The following is a 20,551-nucleotide window of genomic DNA, read 5'->3' as shown; positions in this document are numbered from 1 at the left end:
TAAAAAAGGCGACTACCGTGAGGAAGTCGCCTTTTTTGTACCCGTAAATCTTAGGTCGGCATGTTGCGCGCGTAGAAGATTTCCAGCATTTCGTGCTTCACACGGTCGGTCACCCGGGCGCGTTGCTCAGAGGACAGGCTGTTGGTGGCATCGCCGAACAGGTAGTTATCCAGTTCGAAGTTCTTCAACAGCATTTTGGTGTGGAACAGGTTTTCCTGGTACACGTTCACGTCGGTCATCTGGTAACTGGCGCGGGTGTCTTCGGAGAGGTAGTTCTGGATCGAGTTGATCTCGTGGTCGATGAAGTGCTTCTTGCCCTCAACGTCACGGGTGAAACCGCGCACACGATAATCCACGGTTACGATGTCCGAATCGAACTGGTGAATCAGGAAATTGAGCGCTTTAAGCGGTGAAATGACGCCACAGGTCGATACGTCAATGTCTACACGGAACGTTGCAATACCGTCATCCGGATGGATTTCCGGGTAGGTGTGCACCGTGATGTGGCTCTTGTCGAGGTGGGCCAGGATAATTTCAGGCAACGGCCCCGGAGACTCTTCGATCTGGCTGTCGGTCGGGGTGACCGGCTCTTCCGAGATCAGAATCGTGACGCTGGCACCCTGGGGTTCATAGTCCTGACTGGCAATGTTCAGGATGTTGGCACCAATGATATCGACAACTTCAGTGAGGATCTGCGTCAGGCGCTTGGCGTTGTACTCTTTATTGATGTACTCGACGTAAGCCTGTTGGTCTTGCGGGGTTTCCGCGTAGCAGATGTCATAGATGTTGAAGCTCAAGGTCTTTGTCAGGTTATTGAACCCGTGGAGCTTGAGTTTGCTTTTCACCGTTAAAAACTCTCTATGTATTGCGGCCCGGGCCGCGTGATCAAGCATGCCCGTCAGATGCGAACAACGCAGCTGCGTAGGACGGTTAACACCTCTTCGCGATGGCGATTTTGGTTGTCTGTTCGGGTGAGTGGCCTGACGGCAGACGGTCCACGACCCTGAAAAAAGTGGCGCATTATGCAGACGTCAGCTTGGGATCGCCAGAGTCTGCACTGCATTTATGATAGTTGAATGTCGATTCAACCGAGTTCGATGATTTCGTAGTCGTGGGTGATGGCCACGCCCGCCGCCCCAAGCATGATCGAAGCCGAGCAATATTTCTCCGCTGACAGCTCGATGGCACGCTTGACCTGAGCCTCTTTGAGCCCGCGGCCCTTGACCACGAAATGCATGTGGATCTTGGTGAATACCTTTGGATCTTCATTCGCGCGCTCGGCCTCGAGGAAGGCTTCGCAGCTTTCGACAGCCTGGCGCGACTTCTTGAGAATGCTGACGACGTCGAAATTGCTGCAACCGCCGACGCCCAGAAGGAGCATTTCCATCGGCCGGACACCCAGATTACGGCCGCCGGCATCGGGAGGACCGTCCATGACCACGACATGACCGCTGCCGGATTCGCCGAGGAACATGGCTTCGCCAGCCCATTGGATGCGTGCCTTCATCGCCCAGACTCCACTACATAAAAAAGGGTCGCCAGCTTAGCACAGGGCCCGTGGTTGACAGGGTTCACCTGTGCAGGACATAACCGCTCGCCCCAGGCAAAATCTCGAAAACTGCAGAAAGTGTCTGTTATGCTGGCGCCAAATCGCTGGCGCCTTGCCAGACCTGAAGCGAACAACAAGATCGTCCGATCGCGGCCTGAACTGTCGTCAGCTCGTGCAAATAAATCCAACTTACTGCGCAGTCTTTTCGGGATACAACCATGGTTGCTATTGCCCCCACCCCCAAGATCAAGAACCTCGACAAGCTGCTCATGCATTGCCAGCGCCGTCGGTATCAGGCCAAGAGCAACATCATTTGTGCCGGCGACCGCTCCGACACCCTGTTCTTCATCATCAAGGGCTCGGTCACGATCCTGATCGAAGACGATGATGGCCGCGAGATGATCATCGCGTACCTGAACTCCGGGGACTTTTTCGGTGAGCTGGGCCTGTTCGAACAGGCCGGCCAGGAGCAGCAACGCAGCGCCTGGGTGCGGGCGAAGATTGAATGCGAAGTCGCGGAGATCAGCTATGCGAAATTTCGCGAATTATCCCTGCAGGACCCAGACATTCTTTACGTGCTCAGCGGACAGATCGCCCAGCGCCTGCGCAATACCACCCGCAAAGTCGGTGACCTGGCCTTCTTCGACGTGACGGGCCGCGTCGCGCGCTGCCTGCTGGAACTGTGCAAGCAACCCGACGCCATGACTCATCCCGACGGGATGCAGATCAAGGTGACCCGCCAGGAAATCGGGCGGATTGTCGGGTGTTCCCGGGAGATGGTCGGTCGCGTGCTCAAGGATCTGGAAGAGCGCAACCTGGTAAACGTCAAAGGCAAGACCATGGTGATCTTCGGCACGCGTTAACCGCCGAACATCTGCTTGAGCATTTGCCGGTAGAGTTGGTCCAGTCGCATCAACGCTTGCGGTGCGGCGAATTTCTCATGCAACGCAATGTGGCTTTCGGCGCGTACTCGCTGCTCCAGGCCACAGGCTTGATTAAAACGATTGACCGCAGCCACCATGGATTCGCGCTGGTTATCGAGCAGCAAGGCCCCATGCACCAGGCCGACCGGCCGCGTACCACCCTTGCTTTGCCGCCAGCGTTGAGCGGTGCCAACCATTTTCCGACCGTCCAGGTTGACGTTGAAGCGACCATCACAGAATGCACCTTCCACTTCACCAATGGACGACGCCCCGCCCAACTCATCCAGCAGCTGACAGATAGGATCGCAGAGGCGGCGATAGGCTGTTTCGATACGATTCTGGTCACCCTCGCTGCGCGGTGGAGCATAAACCAACGCAATGTTGATCGTGGCAGCGGACTGCGGCACGGGCTCGCCGCCGGTTTCACGCAACAAGACTGGCCAACCGGCGGCAGCGGAAACTTCGCAGGCGGATTCGAACTGAGGCAGGCGATTGAGACGACGCGGCATGACCAGCGCCTGATCATTGGGCTGCCAGAACAGCAGGCCGAATTCCGATTCACCGGTGCAGACCTGCGCAAGCAGTTCCTGTTCGGCGAGCAAGCCGGCTTCTACAGAATGAGAGATTGGCTGGGGCATGGATGACTCAGCAAGACATGACATCTGTGGGGTTCTTGATGGCCTCTTCGCGGGCAAGCCCGCTCCCACAGGGATTGGGTTGCCTACGAAAATGCACTCAGTCGAGGGTAGAACCGCTGACTGCAGTACCACGCTCGGGGAAAAACAGACGCTGCAGTTCAGTACCCGGGCTTTCCGCGCGCATGAACGCTTCACCCACGAGGAACGCGTAGACGTCGCTGATTTCCATCAGCTCCACATCGGCACGGTTGAGAATGCCGCTTTCGGTAATCACCAAACGATCCCGCGGAATTCGCGGCAACAGATCCAGGGTAATCTCCAGGCTCACGTCGAAGGTATGCAGGTTGCGGTTGTTGATGCCCACCAGCGGAGTGTCGAGGGTTTTCAAGGCCCGCTCCAGCTCGTCTCCATCGTGAACTTCCACCAGCACGTCCAGGCCAACACCTTTGGCGACAGACGCCAGCTCGGCCATTTTCACGTCGTCCAGGGCGGAAACGATCAACAGCACACAGTCGGCGCCCAATGCCCGGGCTTCGACGATCTGGTAAGGATCGATCATGAAGTCCTTGCGGATCACCGGCAGTTTGCACGCCGCTCGCGCCTGCTGCAGGTAAGCGTCGGCACCCTGGAAGTAATCGATATCAGTGAGTACCGACAGGCAGGTGGCGCCGCCCTTTTCGTAACTTCTGGCGATATCGGCAGGTACGAAGTGCTCGCGGATCACACCTTTGCTGGGTGAGGCTTTCTTGATTTCAGCGATGACGGCAGGCTGCTTCGACTTGGCCTGGGCGATCAATGCGTTGGCAAAACCACGGGGGGCATCGGCCGCCTTGGCCAGGCTTTCCAGCTCGGCCAGACTCACACGAGCACTGCGCTCGGCGACTTCCTGGACTTTACGCGCCAGAATGTTTTCCAGAACCGTCGGTACACTCATCCTTCATTCTCCACTCTGAATACCGCGGTAAATGCACCCAGCTCCTCAAGCTTTTCCCGAGCAAGACCTGTGTGCAGCGCATCGTGCGCCAGGGCAACGCCCTCTTTCAAACTGGTGGCATGGTCGGCGGCGTACAACGCCGCACCGGCGTTGAGCACAATCATCTCGGCCGCTTTCTGACCGTTCTCGGTCTTGCGCTTGCCCAGGGCATCGCGAATCAGCTCCAGCGATGCCGCCGGACTCTCGACAGCCAGGCCGTGCAGGCTCTGGCTCTTCATGCCCAGGTCTTCAGGCTCTACCCAATACTCTGTGATCTGGTCGTTCTTCAATTCCGCAACGAAAGTCGGCGCGGCAAGACTGAATTCATCCAGGCCATCCTTGGAATGCACCACCAGCACGTGCTTGCTGCCAAGCCGCTGCAAGACTTCGGCCAAGGGACGGCACAACGCTTGGCTGAACACACCCACTACCTGATGTTTGACACCGGCCGGATTCGTAAGCGGGCCGAGCATGTTGAACATCGTGCGCAAGCCCAGCTCGCGGCGCGGGCCGGCGGCGTGCTTCATGGCACTGTGGTGGGTCTGGGCAAACATGAAGCCGATGCCGACGTTATCGATGCAGCGCGCCACCTGGACCGGCGTCAGGTTCAAGTAGATGCCAGCAGCCTCCAGCAGGTCCGCGCTGCCGCTTTTGCCAGACACCGCACGGTTACCGTGCTTGGCGACGGTGCAGCCGGCGGCCGCGACTACAAACGAAGACGCGGTCGACACGTTAAAGATGTTGGCACCGTCACCGCCGGTACCCACCACGTCGACCACACCGTCAAGGGTCTTGAGTTCGACCTTGTCCGCCAGCTCGCGCATGGCCGACACCGCGCCGACGATCTCGTCGATGCTCTCACTTTTCATGCGCATGGCCATCATGAATGCGCCGATCTGCGCATCCGTGCATTGTCCGGTCATGATTTCGCGCATCACATCGCGCATCTCGTCCGTGCTCAGGTCGAGTTGGCCGACGATACGACTCAGGGCTGTCTTGATATCCATGGAAAGTCCTTAGCGCGTGCCGCCGGTTTGTTTGAGGAAGTTGGCGAACAGTTCGTGGCCCTGCTCGGTGAGGATCGACTCGGGGTGAAACTGCACCCCCTCGATGTTCAGCGTCTTGTGGCGCAAGCCCATGATTTCGTCGACCGAGCCATCTTCCAGCTGAGTCCAGGCCGTCAGCTCCAGACAGTCGGGGAGGGTTTCGCGCTTGACGATCAGCGAGTGATAACGAGTGACCGTCAGCGGTCGATTCAGGCCGGCGAATACGCCCTTGTCCTCGTGGAATACCGGGCTAGTCTTACCGTGCATGACCTGGCGCGCGCGAACCACGTCACCACCAAAGGCCTGGCCGATGGATTGATGCCCGAGGCACACGCCCAGGATCGGCAGCTTGCCGGCGAAATGCTTGATGGCTTCGATGGAAATGCCGGCTTCGGTCGGTGTGCAAGGACCGGGGGACACCACGATGCGCTCAGGGTTGAGGGCTTCGATTTCGGCAATGGTGAGCTCATCGTTGCGCACGACTTTGACCTGGGAGCCGAGCTCACCAAGGTACTGCACAACGTTGTAGGTAAAGGAGTCGTAGTTATCGATCATCAGCAACATGGCGCTGGGAACCTCTTGAATTCACTGATTTTTGAACATGACCTTCAGATGATTACCCGCAGGGCGCTGCGCTTTGTCGGGTGCTGGAGTGGCGCCAGCAAAGCGGCAGGTAAAACGGGCAACGAAGGTAAATCGGTACAGGTCCGGCGAGGCCGGCAAAGAATTCAGGCGCGCCAACGCCAGCGGGCGTGTGCCTTGATGACTTGATCCAGGAGTTTGCTGATGATCAACACGGGGAAGGTCTCATTCATACGTCTTGGCACAGTAACTTAGCTGGGCGGAGCGTGCAATATCGCGGTGACGCCCGCAGGCGAATCATTAGAAGGGATCGCGACGGATGGCGAAAGGCCGGTTTTTTTTGGTACTGTCGTTTCGTTCACTACAACAATAAATAAACGGATTTGCTCATGATCAAACAGACGCTGTTTGTACCGCTCGCCGGATGCTTGCTCGCAATGGCCTGCACCCAAGCGATCGCCGCTCCAAACCCATACTCCAATTTTGTCGTGTTCGGCGACAGCCTCAACGATGCCGGGACCTTTACCGATTCAGGCGGGCCGGCAGGTGCGACCCAGCGCTACACCAACCGGACGGGGCCGGTTTATCAGGATGGCAGCGGCGAGTCGCGCTCGCTCAACTCTACCCAATTGCTGGGTGGCCGACTCGGGTTCTCTGCCGACGAAACCGCAGCGTCGACTTCGGCCGTGCGGGCCAACCAGGGTTTGGCGGATGGTAACAACTGGGCGGTCGGCGGCTACCGCACCGACCAGATCCTTGACTCGATCACCACCCAGTCCGCTACAGGGGAGCGCACCCGGGTCGGTTATCTGCCGTCGAACAATTTCCAGGCCGACCCAAACGCGCTGTACTACCTCTCGGGAGGTGGTAACGACTTCCTTCAGGGGCGCATCCTCAGCCCCGCCCAGGCGAACGCTGCCGCAGACCGCCTGGCCGACAGCGTGCAAGTGCTGCAGACCGCCGGCGCGAAATACGTGATGGTCTGGTTGCTGCCGGACATCGGCCTGACGCCGGCCATCAATGGCACCGGCCTGCAAACGGCCGCCACCCAGCTCAGCAATCAGTTCAACCTGCAGCTGGTGCAGCGCCTGCAGGGCATCAACGCCGAAATCATCCCGCTGAACATTCCCCTGCTGCTGCAGGAGAGCTTTGCAGATCCGGGACGTTTCGGCCTGGCGACTGACCAGAACCTGACGGCAACCTGCTTCAGTGGCAATGGCTGCACGGAAAACGCTACCTATGGCATCAACAGTGCCACGCCAGACCCGACCAAGCTGATCTACAACGATGGGGTCCATCCGACCGAAGCCGGGCAAAAGCTGATCGCCGATTACGCCTATTCCCTGCTCGCCGCGCCATGGGAGCTGACGCTGCTGCCGGAAATGGCCCACGCCACCTTGCGCGCGCATCAGGACGAACTGCGCAGCCAATGGCAATCGGACTGGGAAGACTGGCAAGCGGTCGGGCAATGGCGAGCCATTGTTGCCGGGGGCGGCCAGCATCTTGACCTCGACGGCCAGAGCAGCGGCGCCAGCGCCGACGGCAGCGGTTACAACCTGAATGTGGGCGGCAGCTACCGGCTCAACGACGCCTGGCGCGTAGGTGTCGCCGCAGGTTTCTACCGGCAGAACCTGGATGCCGGCAATAACGACTCGGACTACAAGCTCAATAGCTACCTGGCTACAGCATTTGCCCAGTTCCAGCAGAACCGCTGGTGGGCGGATGCTGCGCTGACAGCTGGAAAGCTGGACTACGACAATCTCAAGCGCAAGTTCGACCTGGGCGCCAGCGAAGGTGCCGAGAAAGGCGATACTGACGGGCATTTGTGGGCATTCAGCACGCGCATTGGCTACGACATTGCCCAACCAGGCAGCGAGTGGCACCTGTCACCGTTTGTCAGCGCCGATTACGCCAAGGTGGAAGTCGACGGGTACTCGGAGAATAGCAATCGCGCAACCGCGTTGAGTTTTGATGACCAGACCCGTAACTCGAAACGCCTGGGCGTTGGCCTGCAAGGCAAGTACCAGATCACCTCGCAAACCCGGGTGTTTGGTGAGTATGCCTACGAGCGCGAGTACGAGGACGATGTGCAGAAGATCAACATCGCCCTCAATAGCTTGCCGGCCAATGATTTCACCCTGCAAGGCTATACCCCGCAGAGTCATTTGAACCGGGTGAACCTGGGGGTGAGTCACAACCTCACCAAAGACCTCGCACTGCGCGCGAGCTACATCATTCGCAAGGATGACGACTTTACCCAACAAGGCGTAAATCTGGGTGTAGCGCTGGACTTCTGATCGGCTGATCGACAGGTGAAAAAAAACGGCGCCCTCACAGGCGCCGCTTTTTTTGGGGGTGCCCCCCTTTGTGTCAACTCATGCGTCCGGGGTTTGCTCGGCCAGCGCCACCGCGCGGAACATGGCGCGTCGCTTGTTCAATGTTTCTTCCCATTCCAGGGCCGGCACCGAGTCGGCAACGATCCCGCCACCGGCCTGCACGTGGAGCTCGCCATTCTTGATCACCGCCGTGCGGATCGCGATGGCGGTGTCCATGTTACCGTTCCAGGCAAAATAACCCACCGCTCCACCGTAGACTCCGCGTTTGACCGGTTCCAGCTCGTCGATGATTTCCATCGCACGAATCTTCGGTGCACCCGACAAGGTGCCAGCCGGCAGAATTGCCCGCAGCGCGTCCATCGCGGTCAGCCCGGCTTTCAATTGCCCGGTGACGTTGGAAACGATATGCATCACGTTGGAGTAACGCTCGATGACCATCTTCTCGGTGAGTTTCACCGAGCCGATTTCCGATACGCGACCGGTGTCATTACGTCCCAGGTCGATGAGCATCAAGTGCTCGGCGATTTCCTTGTCGTCGGACAGCAGGTCTTGCTCCAGCGCCAGGTCCGCTTCTTCGTTGGCGCCCCGTGGACGGGTGCCGGCGATCGGGCGCACGGTGATCAGGTTGTCTTCGACCCGCACCAACACTTCCGGCGAACTGCCAACGACGTGGAAATCACCGAAGTTGAAGAAGTACATGTAGGGCGTCGGGTTGAAGCAGCGCAGTGCCCGGTACAGATCAATCGGTGCCGCCTTGAAGTCGATCGACATGCGCTGGGAAGGTACGACCTGCATGCAATCACCAGCGAGGATGTATTCCTTGATGGTGTCGACGGCTTTTTCGTAATCGTCCTGGGTGAAGCTGGAGCGGAACACCGGGTCCGCCGCTTGCTGCTTGCTGAAGTCCAGGCCACGGCGCGGAGTGATTGGCTGGCGCAGTTGCTCCAGCAACTCCTGCAGCCGTGCCTGTCCCTGCTCGAATGCACCTTCCTGAGCTGGATCAGCCAGGACAATGGCGTGCATCTTGCCAGCCAGGTTGTCGAAAACCACCACCGCATCCGAGACCATCAGCAGGATATCCGGCACGCCCAGCGGGTCCGGGTTCGGGCACTTGCCCAGGCGTTTCTCGACATAGCGCACGCAGTCATAACCGAAGTAACCCACCAGGCCGCCATTGAAGCGTGGCAAACCAGCAATGGTCGGCACGTTATAGCGCGCCTTGAATTCTTCGACGAAGGCCAGCGGGTCTTCCGTCTCGTGGGTTTCGATTTCGACTCCATCGTGGGTCACGCTGACGTGGTGATCATGCACCCGCAACACCGTGCGGCACGGCAGGCCGATGATCGAATAACGGCCCCACTTTTCCCCGCCCTGTACCGATTCGAGCAAGTAGGAGTTCGGCTGGTCGGCCAGTTTCAGATAGATCGACAGCGGCGTATCGAAGTCGGCCAGGGTTTCGCAGGCCAGGGGAATGCGGTTATAGCCGGCAGCGGCCAAACGCAGGAATTCTTCGCGGATCATGGGGTAGCCTCGTGGCTTGAGGTGCTAACAGTCAGGTATGCAAACGCGCCGGAACGCCGGCCAGAATCGAGTCAGGCGCGCCAACGCCAGCGGGCCAGGGCCTTGATGACTTTCATCCAGAGTTTGCGGGTGACCACCACGATGGCGTTTCCATTAGGGGATTGAACAGCGTCGGGCAACGTTATCCCAGAGGCCGTATCCAGGCAACCGGGAATTAGCTTGCGCAGGTCGTCAATCACCAGTGCCGGCGATTCTTCGGCAATCGGCCGGCCATGGTTATAGCCGTAGCTCAGCGCGACGCACTTGACCCCTGCCGCTTTCGCCGCCAGCACGTCGCTGCGCGAATCACCGACGAACAACGACTGCGAAGCCGGAATGTTGGCCATTTTCATCACAAAGAACAGCGCGGCCGGGTCGGGTTTTTTTTGCGGCAGGGTATCGCCGCCGATGATCCATTTGAAATAGCGACCGATCTTCATCTGGTCCAGCAGCGGCGCGACGAAACGCTCCGGCTTGTTGGTGATCAGCGCCATTTCCACGCCCTGCTTGTGCAACCATTTGAGCGTGTCGCGAACACCAGGGTAGACCACCGTGAGCTCATGACTCTCGCTGTAGGCTTGCATGAAGATATCCAGCGCGCCTTCGGCTTCACCGTCATCAACCGTTGAGTGATCGATGCCACCGGCCAACGCACGTCGTACCAGCACCGGCGCGCCGTTGCCGACCCACTTGCGTACCGACTCGAGGCCCGCAGGCTGGCGGCCGAGCTTGAGCAGCATGTTGTCCACGGCGACAGCCAGGTCGGGGACCGAATCGATCAGTGTGCCATCCAGATCGAACATCACCAGGCGCGGCAACGCCCCCGGGAACAGCTGCTCAAAGCCACTCATGGACGGGTCAACGCCAGTTCGGAGCGCATCTTCTCGATCACTTCCTGGTAGTTCGGCGCGTTGAAGATGGCCGAGCCGGCGACAAAGGTGTCAGCCCCCGCCGCCGCAATTTCACGAATGTTGTTCACGTTAACGCCGCCGTCGATTTCCAGGCGGATGTCGCGACCGCTGGCATCGATCAGTGCCCGCGCTTCGCGCAGCTTGTCGAGGGTGCCCGGAATGAACTTCTGCCCGCCGAAGCCGGGGTTGACGCTCATCAGCAGAATCATGTCGACCTTGTCCATCACGTACTTGAGTACGTCGAGCGGAGTCGCCGGGTTGAACACCAGGCCAGACTTGCAGCCTCCCTCGCGGATCATTTGCAGGGAGCGGTCGACATGCTGCGTCGCTTCCGGGTGGAAGGTGATGTAGGTCGCGCCGGCTTCGATGAAGTCGCCGACTATACGGTCTACCGGGCTGACCATCAGGTGCGCGTCGATCGGCGCGGTCACGCCGTATTTACGCAGCGCCGCGCAGACCATCGGACCGATGGTCAGGTTCGGCACGTAATGGTTGTCCATGACGTCGAAGTGGACGAAGTCGGCGCCAGCGGCCAGGACGTTGTCCACTTCCTCGCCCAAGCGGGCGAAGTCGGCGGAGAGAATCGACGGAGCAATTACGAAGGGCTGCATGACGCACCTTTTCTGAGCAAAATCACGATGGCGCGCATTGTATACCTCATGCTTTGACGCGCGCGACGTGACTGCGATGATCAGTAAGCCGCCCGGTAGATCTTCTCGATATCGACGGCGCTCAATTGACGAGGATTGTTGCGCATCAGACGTTCGATCCCCGCGGCTTCCACGGCCATGGCCGGGATCGCATCCTCGGGAACGCCGAAACTGCGCAGGCCCTGGGGAATTTCAACCGCAGCGCACAATGCCGCCATCGCCTCGACGGCTTTGTGCGCGGCCTCATTGGCACTCAGATGAGCAGTACGGACCCCCATGGCCTCGGCAATATCCTGCATTCGCTCAACGCAGGCCATTTTGTTCCAAGTCATGACATGGGGCAGCAACAACGCATTGCTGACGCCATGGGCGATATTGAAGCGCCCGCCCAACGGATACGCCAGTGCATGCACCGCACCGACCCCGGCATTCCCGAACGCCATGCCGGCCATCAGGCTGGCAGTGGCCATGTCTTCGCGGGCCTGCAGATTGGAGGGGTTGGCGTAGGCCTTGGGCAGCGCCCCGGAAATCAGCTTGATCGCGCCGATGGCCAAGGCATCGGTAATGGGCGAAGCATTGACCGAAAGGTAGGACTCGATGGCATGCACCAGCGCATCGACGCCGCTCGCTGCCGTGACGCCGCGCGGACAGGTCAGGGTCATCTGCGGGCTGACCAGCGCCACGTCCGGCAACAGGTAGTCGCTGACAATTCCTTTTTTGAGTTGTGCGACCTTGTCGGACAGGATCGCCACATTGGTCACTTCCGAGCCGGTACCGGCAGTAGTCGGTATGGCGATCAACGGCGGGCCTTTGCGGGGCACCTGGTCGACACCGAACAAATCCTCAAGCGCACCGTGATAACCGGCATAGGCTGCGACACTCTTGGCGATGTCGATCGCACTGCCACCGCCCAGGCCGATGAGCCCGTCGTGCCCGCCTTCGCGATAGACCTGCATGCAATCTTCAACGATGGCGATTTCCGGATCCGGCAACACCCGGTCAAAGATCTCATAAGTGCGACCGCCCAATTGCGCCAGCGCGAGCTCGACTGTGCCGGATTTAACCAGCGCAGCGTCGGTGACGATCAGGGGGTGGTCGATGTCCAGCCGGGAGAGCTCAGCGGCCAGCTGCTCGATGGCACCTGCACCGGTGATCAGTTTGTGGGCGATTTTGAAAGAGGAAAGACTCATGTGCGCAGCCTCTTATAGGTAGGAGCTGGGCAACAATAGTAGCTGGGGATTGGAGGTTGTCTGGTATTCAGGGTGTGAATGACCTGGAACACTCAATCCCGCACAAACCCTCTGTAGGAGCTGCCGAAGGCTGCGATCTTTTGACCTTGATTCCTAAGATCAAAAGATCGCAGCCTTCGGCAGCTCCTACAGGAAGGGTCGTGTCAGACCTGTGCGGTCCGCAGTTTTTCGCTGCGCCCGCGCAGCCATTCCAGGGTCAGCAGCAGGATCACCGAGAAGGCGATCAACAGCGTCGCAGCTGCGGCGATCGTCGGGCTGAGGTTTTCGCGAATTCCGCTGAACATCTGCCGTGGCAAGGTCGCTTGTTCAGGACCGGCCAGGAACAGCGTCACGACCACTTCATCGAACGAAGTCGCAAAAGCAAACAGCGCCCCGGAAATCACCCCCGGTGCAATCAACGGCAAGGTCACACGACGGAACGCAGTCAGCGGCGAAGCCCCCAGACTTGCTGCGGCGCGCACCAGATTCTGGTTGAACCCCTGCAACGTCGCCGACACGGTGATAATCACAAAGGGCACACCCAACACCGCGTGCACCACGATCAGCGAGAAGAAACTGTTGCCCAGCCCCAGTGGTGCGAAGAACAGATAACTCGCCACACCGATGATTACCACCGGCACCACCATCGGCGAAATCACCAGGGCCATCACCAGCGCCTTGCCCGGGAAATCGCCCCGGGTCAGGCCGATCGCTGCCAGTGTGCCAAAGATCATCGCCAGCACCGTGGCCGCCGGGGCCACGATGATGCTGTTCTTCAGGGCGCGCATCCATTCCGCCGAGGCGAAGAAGTCCTGATACCAGTGCAGCGAAAAGCCTTGCAGCGGGTACACCAGGAAACTGCCCGAGTTGAACGACAGCGGAATGATCACCAGCACCGGCAGAATCAGGAACAACAAAATCAAGCCGCAGAGAATCCGCAAGCTGTAGAACCACACCCGTTCGATGGGCGACATGTAAGGACTCAGCATTCCGTTCTCCCCTTAGCTCAGGCGCAGGCGACTGGCGCCTACCAGCCAGCTGTAAATCAGATAAAGCACGACGGTCGCCAACAGCAGCAGCCCACCCAGTGCGGTCGCCATGCCCCAGTTGATACTGGTATTGGTGTAGAAGGCGACGAAGTAGCTGACCATCTGGTCGTTCGGGCTACCCAACAACGCGGGCGTGATGTAGTAGCCGATGGCGAGGATGAACACCAACAGGCAACCGGCACCTACACCGGCATAGGTCTGCGGGAAGTACACCCGCCAGAAACTGGCGAACGGATGGCAGCCCAGGGAAATCGCCGCGCGCATATAGGTAGGCGAGATGCCTTTCATCACGCTGTAGATCGGCAGGATCATGAACGGCAGCAGGATGTGCACCATCGAGATGTAGACCCCGGTACGGTTGAACACCAGTTCCAGCGGCTTGTCGATGATGCCCATGGCCATTAGCCCGCTATTGATCAGGCCGCCCGATTGCAGCAACACGATCCAGGCTGCGACTCGCACCAGAATCGAGGTCCAGAAAGGCAACAGCACCAGAATCATCAACAGGTTGCTTTGCCGTGAAGGCAGGTTGGCCAGCAGGTAAGCCAGTGGATACGCCAGCACCAGGCAGATCGCCGTGATGACCAGACCCATCCAGAAAGTACGGGCGAAGATGTCGAGGTAGATCGCCTGGTCGGGAGTGGCCGGGGCCACTTCGCCGAGGTCGTCGATGCGGTGATCGACAGCAGCCAGCAGGTAATAAGGCGTGATGTTGCTGGTATTGCGGCGCACGGCTTGCCAATAAGCTGGGTCGCCCCAACGCTCGTCGAGGCTTTCCAGCGCTTCTTTATAAGAGGCTGGTTCAGTGGCGAACGGCAAGGCACGCGCAGTCTTGGTCAACAGGCTGCGGTAGCCGGCCAATTCCATGTTCAGGCGCTTGGACAGGTCTCCCAGGGTCTGATTCTTGCGAGCTTCGGCAAGGTCTTCGCTGGCGGCTTTATAGACCGGTTCAGCGGGCAGGCCTCGACCATCCCAACTGGCGATGGCAGCCACGGTGCGCGGCATACCGCCGACCACCTCCGGGTTGCCAACACTTTTATAGAGCAGCGCCACAATCGGCACCAGGAACACCAGCAGCAGGAACAGCACCAGCGGCGCGATCAAGGCTTGCGCTTTCCAGCGGTTGATCCGCTCGGCGTGCTTGAGCCGCTGCTTCAAGGTGGGGTCAGTGCCCGCGTTCAGGGGAATGGCGGTGGCCATGGCGTACTCCGGAAATCTTTGGATGGGCGGCATTACCGAAGTAATGCCGCATTACATCAACATTCATGAAACACGCCGCCCCCTGTAGGAGCTGGCGCAGCCTGCGATCTTTTGGCGGCCTTGAGATCGCTGGAGATCAAGATCAAAAGATCGCAGCCTTCGGCAGCTCCTACTTGGCCGCCCAGGAATTGAAACGCTGCTCCAGTTGCTCACCGTTGTCAGCCCAGAAGCTGACGTCGATCTGCACCTGGTTGGCGATGTTTTCCGGGGTGGTCGGCATGTCCTTCAGGACATCCTTGGCCAGCAACGGTACGGCCTGGGTATTGGCCGGGCCGTAGGCGATGTTTTCCGAGTAGGTCTTCTGCTGCTGTGGCTGCACCGAGAACGCGATGAATTTCTTCGCCGCTTCAGCACGCGCCTTGTCCAGACCTTTAGGAATGGCCCAGGCATCGAAGTCGTAGATGCCACCGTTCCACACGACCTTCAGGTTGCTTTCCTTCTGCACGGCGGCGATGCGGCCGTTGTACGCCGAGCTCATGACCACATCACCCGAAGCGAGGTACTGCGGCGGTTGTGCGCCCGCTTCCCACCACTGGATGCTTGGCTTGAGCTCGTCGAGCTTCTTGAACGCGCGGTCCTGACCGTCTTTACCCGCCAGCACTTTGTAGACGTCCTTGGGCGCTACGCCGTCGGCCATCAAGGCGAATTCCAGGGTGTACTTGGCGCCTTTACGCAGGCCACGCTTGCCCGGGAACTGCTTGGTGTCCCAGAAATCCACCCAACTGGTCGGCGCGGTTTTGAGCTTGTCGGCGTTGTAGGCCAGCACGGTCGACCACACAAAGAAGCCTACGCCGCACGGCTGGATGGCGCCCTTGACGTAGTCTTCGGTCTTGCCGAACAGTGCCGGGTCGAGTTGCTCGAACATGTCTTCGTCGCAGCCGCGGGACAGTTCTGGCGATTCAACTTCCACCAGGTCCCAGGACACGCTCTTGGTGTCGACCATGGCCTTGACCTTGGCCATCTCGCCATTGTATTCGCCCGCCACGATCTTGCCGTTGCCCGCCGCTTCCCAAGGTGCGTAGAAGGCTTTGACCTGCGCCGCCTTGTTCGCCCCGCCAAAGGACACGACAGTCAGGTCGGGACCTGCCGCCATTGCGTGTGCCGCACCGATCATGCCCATGACCAGGGCGGTGAATTTCAGGGATTTCAACATTTATATTGTTCTCCACGTGCAGGGTTGGTGTTGCAGGGGGCGATTAATTCGCCTCTAGAAGTGGGTCGAGCGCGCGAACGTGTTCGACTTGCCAGCCAAGCGGTACTACGTCACCAACGGCCAGCGCGGGATCGAGCTCGGCTATCGGCTGTTTAACAAAGAAATCGGTCTTGCCGCAGACTTCCAGGCGTACCCGGACGTGGTCACCCAGGTAGATGAATTCCGCCACCCGTCCTGAGAAGCGGTTGACGCAGGATTCGCTCGAACCGTTGAGGCTTATGCGCTCCGGGCGAATTGACAGCGTGACTGGCTCGCCGGTCTTGCCGACGTTCACTGCCAGGGCTTCAACCTTCTCGCCACGGCCCAACTCGACCACGCAGCGGTCACCGGTGTGGCTGTGCAGGCGGCCATTGAGGCGATTGTTCTCACCGATAAAGTTGGCGACGAAGGTGTTCTTCGGCTCTTCGTAGAGGCTGCGCGGCGGGGCGATCTGCTGGATTTCGCCTTGGTGGAACACGGCCACGCGGTCCGACATGGTCAACGCTTCTCCCTGGTCGTGGGTCACGTAGACCACGGTCACGCCCAGGCGCTGGTGCAGATGCTTGATCTCCATCTGCATGTGTTCGCGCAGTTGTTTGTCCAGTGCGCCCAGCGGTTCGTCCATCAGCACCAGTTGCGGCTCGAACACCAGCGCCCGGGCCAGGGCCACGCGCTGCTGCTGGCCACCAGACAGCTGCGCCGGATAGCGTTGGGCGAAGGCGTCGAGCTGAACCATGCTCAGGACTTTTTTCACCTTGTCGCTGACATCACTTTTGTTCAGGCCGCGCACGCTCAGCGGGAACGCAAGGTTCTCGGCAACGGTCATGTGCGGGAACAACGCGTAGTTCTGGAACACCATGCCGATGTCACGCTTGTGCGGCGGCACGTTGTTGATGGAGCGCCCGGCCAGCAGGATTTCGCCAGCGGTCGGGGTCTCAAAACCGGCGAGCATCATCAGGCTGGTGGTCTTGCCGGAGCCGGACGGCCCGAGCAACGTGAGGAATTCGCCTTTGCGAATATCCAGGTTGAGGTCTTTGACGATCAGGTTCTCGCCGTCGTAGCTCTTTTGCACTCCACGAAAGCTGACCAGAATGTCGCTGGCCCCTGCGCTTGAATCGACCTGGCTCATACCCACACCTTTGTTGTTGATGACTGCTGTGGACTAAGCCTAGTGGACGCTGGGGACCACGCAAATCGGGGGGCAGGAGAGAATCGCCTCAGCCGGCTGGAAGGTTGGGGGTAGGGATTGCCCTACAAGGATGGCGCGTTTGGGCAAATGCACCGGCACCTTGCCAGCTACAGGCTTGAAGCACAGGCAAAAGCGGCTTGAAGGGATGTCGCAGATAGATATGTCGCCACATATCCCCGTAGGAGCTGCCGAAGGCTGCGATCTTTTGATTGTGGCTCCTAAAGGAAAGATCAAAAGATCGCAGCCTTCGGCAGCTCCTACGGGGTTTAGCGCAATTAGAGGAGTTTGTGCTCCATCGCATATTTCACCAGCTCCGCCAGGGAGGTGATGTTGAGCTTCTGCATCAACCGCGCCTTGTGGGTGCTGATGGTTTTGCTGCTCAGCGCCAGTTGCTGGGCAATGTCGTTGACGTTGGCGCCCTGGGCCAGGCGCTCGAACACCGAGAATTCACGCTCTGACAGCAGCGAATGCAGCGGCCGCGAATCGGTCAGCCCCACCTCGAAGACCATTCGGTCAGCCAGGTCGGGGTCAATGTAGCGCCCACCCGCTGCGACCTTGCGGATGGCCGTCAGCAGCAGCGCCGGGTCACTGTCCTTGGTCGCGTAGCCTGCCGCGCCTACTTTTAAAGCGCGGGCGGCCATTTGCGCCTCGTCATGCATCGATAGCACCAGGATGGCCGGGGGATTGTTCAGCGCGCGAATCCGCGGAATGGCTTCCAGCCCATTGACCCCGGGCATGGAGATATCAAGCAGCACCACTTCGCAGGGAACATGACGCAGGGTCTCGAGCAACTGCTCGCCATTGCTCGCCTCCCCTACCACCAGCAAGTCCTTGGCCAGGCCGATCAACTGCTTGATGCCTTCGCGGACAATGGTGTGGTCTTCGGCTACCAGTACACGGATCACATTGTTCTCCATTCTTCTTGTTTCAGATCCAGGATCATTCGCGAGCAAAACCCCTCCCACAGGGAGACCGGGTCGAGGCACAGATCCCTATTACACTCCAACTGCTGTGGGAGCGGGCTTGCTCGCGAAGGCTTCATCATTGACAACACAAACCTTCAGGCCCCATCCAGCGGCACTCGCACCATCAGCGTCGTACCCTCACCCGGCTCACTCTCAAGCGACAACTCGCCGCCCATGATCAACACCCGTTCGCGCATGCCCACCACGCCAAAGGAAGTAGGCCGACCGGTTGAGGCGACAAATCCTGCGCCATCATCGCTGACCGTCATGAGCAACTCGTTGCCCTCGCGAACCAGCGTCAGTTCGACAGTATGCGCCTGGGCATGACGCATGACATTGGTCAACGCTTCCTGAAGGATCCGGAACAGTCCAATGGCCATAGCGTCGCTGAGCACTGGCAGGTTGTCCGGCACCTGCACCAGGCAGGGAATATGGGTGCGCGCTTCGAAGCGCCGGGCCTGCCATTCAATCGCCGAAGCGATCCCGGCGTCGAGAATTGGCGGGCGCAACGCTGTCGCCACGTCCCGAACCAGCTGGAACAACTGTGCAATCAGGCGCTTCATACTGTTCAAGCGATCCTGCAGGCCAGGATCAAGCTGCGCGTAGGACAGTTCGCACATCGAGGTCTCCAGCTTCAGCACGGTGAGCATTTGCCCCAGCTCGTCGTGGACCTCCCGGGCAATTCGCGCTTTCTCCTCTTCCCGCACGCTTTCCAGGTGCGCGGACAACTCCCGTAGCTGCTCGCGCGAGCTGGCCAGCTCCAGTTCGATGCGCTTGCTTTCGCTGATGTCCCAGACGATGCCATCCCAGACGTAGGCGCCGTCTTCCAGTCGACGGGTAATCGCCTTGATCTCGGCCCAGCGCTGTTCGCCCTGGCGGGTAAGAATTCGTCCTTGCCATGACCAGTCGCTGTCGGTGTCCAGCGCCAGGTCCTGGGTCCTGTGGTAGCTGGCTTTGTCATCCGGATGCACCAGGCTGCGCAGGCCCTTGTCGCGATGGGCGAGAGTCGCCGGGGAGTAACCGACCAGGGTTTCGCTGCCTTCACTGATGTAGGCAAAGTCGATCTGCCCTGTCACCGGCGCCCGCTCCAGGCGAAAGACCAATCCCGGGACGTTGGCGGCGATCCCCTGCAGCCGCGCTTCACTTTCCTGCAGTGCGGCCAGGGCACGGCGACGTTCAGTGACGTCGTTGAGGTAAACCACCAGGTACTCGCCTTCGCGAAATCGCAGGAAGCTCAACGACACGTCCGTTGGCAAGATACTGCCGTCCGCCCGCACGCAGTTGGTTTCGAAACTTTGCGGCCCCTCCTCGCTGGCACGGGCTCGCTTCCACAGGTTCAGCCAGCGATCCATGTGCAGGCCGGGTTCGAAATCGATCAATGGCCGGTCAATGATTCCGCCGGCGGCATAACCCAGCATGGTCTCGGCTGCACGGTTGGCATAGCGCACATGGCTGTCCCAATTCACCCACAGAATGCCGACCGTACTTTGATCGATGGAAAACTGCGTGAGCCGCAGCGCTTCTTCGCTGGCTGCACGCAAGGCAATGTCTTCACGTGCCGCGACCAGCCGCTGCTCCAGACTGTGCTGTTGGCGCCGTTGCCAGAAGACGATGGCCATGCTGCTGAACATCAGCACCGCAAACAACAGACACAGGTTTTGCCAGAAGCCTGGCGACTCGGCCAGCCGAGGGTATTTGGGCTGCAGCCACTGGTTGTGCAACTGTTCGAGGTCCTTGGCCGGAATCGCCCGCAACGCCGCCTCGACGATGCCTGCCAGTTCAGGCCAGTCACGGCGGGTCGCAACCCGCAGCAACTGCGGCAAGCCAATGTCACCCACCACCACCAGTCCGGCGAACTCCGGTTCGGCGGACAATCGACCGAGCTGCGCCTCATCGACTACTGCGTAGCTGGCCTGCTGGCTCAGCAGCAGTTGCAAGGCCTGGCGCTCGATCGGCACGCCCTGCAAATTCAGATGCGGGTAATTGCCGCGCAGATAGTCAGCAGTCGCACCTGGCATGCGCACCGCCACCCGGGTCTGGCTATCGAGTTTTTCCAGCTCTACCACGCCAGCGCTCTTCTGATCACTGACCACCAGCTGGGGCACCCGCATATAAGGGTCGGAAAACTGCCATAGCCGCAGACCTCCCGGGGTTTGCGTCAGCCCAGGGGCAATGTCGATTTCGTCTTCTCGGGCCGCCGCCTCCAGTTGCGCCAGGTCGGGGAAATTGCGCCAGCTCAATTCGACCTTGAGGGATTTGGCCACCCACTTCATAAGCTCGACATTGACCCCGGACAGCCGCTGCAAGCGCCGATCGTATTGGGCATAAGGCGTTTGCAGCACCACCCCGACGCGCAACTCGCCATGACTGGCCAACCACTGGCGCTGCGCCGGCGACAGTTGCGCAAGATGCTCGGAAGGCGCGGAGGCCGCCCAACCCGCCAGGGAAAAGCACAGACAGGCAATCATTAACAGGCAGCGCACAACCATCATTAAAGCC

Annotated in this window: 18 protein-coding genes; 2 read left to right on the top strand and 16 right to left on the bottom strand. The window is 59.7% G+C overall.

Annotation, left to right across the window (positions count from 1 at the left end):
- Window positions 1-50: 50 nt before the first annotated feature.
- Window positions 51-845 carry an adenosylmethionine decarboxylase gene (gene speD / locus UB23_RS14465; RefSeq protein ID WP_045059992.1) on the bottom strand — a complete coding sequence of 265 codons (795 nt, stop codon included), beginning with the start codon at window positions 843-845 and terminating at the stop codon, window positions 51-53.
- A gap of 239 nt (window positions 846-1,084) precedes the next feature.
- Window positions 1,085-1,507: an OsmC family protein gene (locus UB23_RS14460; RefSeq protein ID WP_045059991.1), complete on the bottom strand. Its 423-nt coding sequence runs from the start codon at window positions 1,505-1,507 to the stop codon at window positions 1,085-1,087.
- A 260-nt stretch (window positions 1,508-1,767) separates the two neighbouring features.
- Here UB23_RS14460 and crp point away from each other — a divergent pair, with 260 nt between their 5' ends.
- Window positions 1,768-2,412: a cAMP-activated global transcriptional regulator CRP gene (gene crp, locus UB23_RS14455; protein ID WP_045059990.1), complete on the top strand. Its 645-nt coding sequence runs from the start codon at window positions 1,768-1,770 to the stop codon at window positions 2,410-2,412.
- On the opposite strand, the gene UB23_RS14450 is transcribed toward crp, so the two are convergent.
- From UB23_RS14450 to UB23_RS14435, 4 genes are all read right to left on the bottom strand, one after another.
- Window positions 2,409-3,110: a lipoate--protein ligase family protein gene (locus UB23_RS14450; RefSeq protein WP_045059989.1), complete on the bottom strand. Its 702-nt coding sequence runs from the start codon at window positions 3,108-3,110 to the stop codon at window positions 2,409-2,411. The genes crp and UB23_RS14450 overlap by 4 nt on opposite strands.
- Before the next feature lie 97 nt (window positions 3,111-3,207).
- The gene (gene trpC / locus UB23_RS14445) at window positions 3,208-4,044 is read right to left on the bottom strand and encodes an indole-3-glycerol phosphate synthase TrpC (RefSeq protein ID WP_045059988.1); all 837 of its coding nucleotides are present in this window, start codon (window positions 4,042-4,044) and stop codon (window positions 3,208-3,210) included.
- Window positions 4,041-5,090, bottom strand: coding sequence for an anthranilate phosphoribosyltransferase (gene trpD, locus UB23_RS14440; RefSeq protein WP_045059987.1), 1,050 nt, complete (start codon window positions 5,088-5,090; stop codon window positions 4,041-4,043). The genes trpC and trpD overlap by 4 nt, the downstream gene beginning before the upstream one ends.
- Before the next feature lie 9 nt (window positions 5,091-5,099).
- Window positions 5,100-5,693 (bottom strand): aminodeoxychorismate/anthranilate synthase component II, encoded by a 594-nt coding sequence (locus UB23_RS14435; RefSeq protein WP_007980194.1) that lies wholly within the window; start codon window positions 5,691-5,693, stop codon window positions 5,100-5,102.
- Between the two features lie 407 nt (window positions 5,694-6,100).
- On the opposite strand from UB23_RS14435, the gene estP reads away from it, so the two are divergent.
- Complete coding sequence (estP, locus tag UB23_RS14430) at window positions 6,101-8,008, top strand: esterase EstP (protein ID WP_045059986.1); 1,908 nt, start codon at window positions 6,101-6,103, stop codon at window positions 8,006-8,008.
- A 78-nt stretch (window positions 8,009-8,086) separates the two neighbouring features.
- On the opposite strand, the gene trpE is transcribed toward estP, so the two are convergent.
- The 10 genes from trpE to UB23_RS14380 all read right to left on the bottom strand — a co-directional run bounded on the left by trpE (window position 8,087) and on the right by UB23_RS14380 (window position 20,544).
- The gene (gene trpE, locus UB23_RS14425; protein WP_045059985.1) at window positions 8,087-9,568 is read right to left on the bottom strand and encodes an anthranilate synthase component I; all 1,482 of its coding nucleotides are present in this window, start codon (window positions 9,566-9,568) and stop codon (window positions 8,087-8,089) included.
- A gap of 71 nt (window positions 9,569-9,639) precedes the next feature.
- On the bottom strand, window positions 9,640-10,458 hold the full coding sequence (locus UB23_RS14420; protein WP_045059984.1) for a phosphoglycolate phosphatase: 819 nt from the start codon (window positions 10,456-10,458) through the stop codon (window positions 9,640-9,642).
- Window positions 10,455-11,129: a ribulose-phosphate 3-epimerase gene (gene rpe, locus UB23_RS14415; protein ID WP_045059983.1), complete on the bottom strand. Its 675-nt coding sequence runs from the start codon at window positions 11,127-11,129 to the stop codon at window positions 10,455-10,457. Before rpe ends, UB23_RS14420 begins: the two co-directional genes overlap by 4 nt.
- Before the next feature lie 80 nt (window positions 11,130-11,209).
- Window positions 11,210-12,358 carry an iron-containing alcohol dehydrogenase gene (locus tag UB23_RS14410; RefSeq protein ID WP_045059982.1) on the bottom strand — a complete coding sequence of 383 codons (1,149 nt, stop codon included), beginning with the start codon at window positions 12,356-12,358 and terminating at the stop codon, window positions 11,210-11,212.
- A gap of 203 nt (window positions 12,359-12,561) precedes the next feature.
- Window positions 12,562-13,386, bottom strand: a complete 825-nt coding sequence (locus UB23_RS14405; protein ID WP_045059981.1) for an ABC transporter permease — start codon at window positions 13,384-13,386, stop codon at window positions 12,562-12,564.
- Window positions 13,387-13,398: 12 nt separating this feature from the next.
- On the bottom strand, window positions 13,399-14,646 hold the full coding sequence (locus UB23_RS14400) for an ABC transporter permease (RefSeq protein ID WP_045059980.1): 1,248 nt from the start codon (window positions 14,644-14,646) through the stop codon (window positions 13,399-13,401).
- A gap of 169 nt (window positions 14,647-14,815) precedes the next feature.
- Window positions 14,816-15,859 carry an ABC transporter substrate-binding protein gene (locus UB23_RS14395; RefSeq protein ID WP_045059979.1) on the bottom strand — a complete coding sequence of 348 codons (1,044 nt, stop codon included), beginning with the start codon at window positions 15,857-15,859 and terminating at the stop codon, window positions 14,816-14,818.
- A 43-nt stretch (window positions 15,860-15,902) separates the two neighbouring features.
- Window positions 15,903-17,027 carry an ABC transporter ATP-binding protein gene (locus UB23_RS14390; RefSeq protein ID WP_045059978.1) on the bottom strand — a complete coding sequence of 375 codons (1,125 nt, stop codon included), beginning with the start codon at window positions 17,025-17,027 and terminating at the stop codon, window positions 15,903-15,905.
- 335 nt (window positions 17,028-17,362) lie between these two features.
- Window positions 17,363-18,004 carry a response regulator gene (locus UB23_RS14385; protein WP_177328556.1) on the bottom strand — a complete coding sequence of 214 codons (642 nt, stop codon included), beginning with the start codon at window positions 18,002-18,004 and terminating at the stop codon, window positions 17,363-17,365.
- A gap of 143 nt (window positions 18,005-18,147) precedes the next feature.
- The gene (locus UB23_RS14380; protein ID WP_045059977.1) at window positions 18,148-20,544 is read right to left on the bottom strand and encodes a PAS domain-containing sensor histidine kinase; all 2,397 of its coding nucleotides are present in this window, start codon (window positions 20,542-20,544) and stop codon (window positions 18,148-18,150) included.
- Between the last annotated feature and the right edge of the window lie 7 nt (window positions 20,545-20,551).

Origin of the sequence: Pseudomonas sp. ES3-33 (genome assembly GCF_000952175.1) — a bacterium.
In the GTDB taxonomy this organism is placed as follows: domain Bacteria; phylum Pseudomonadota; class Gammaproteobacteria; order Pseudomonadales; family Pseudomonadaceae; genus Aquipseudomonas; species Aquipseudomonas gregormendelii.
Note: the sequence above shows the minus strand (reverse complement) of the source record. Positions and strands in the feature narration are given on the sequence as shown.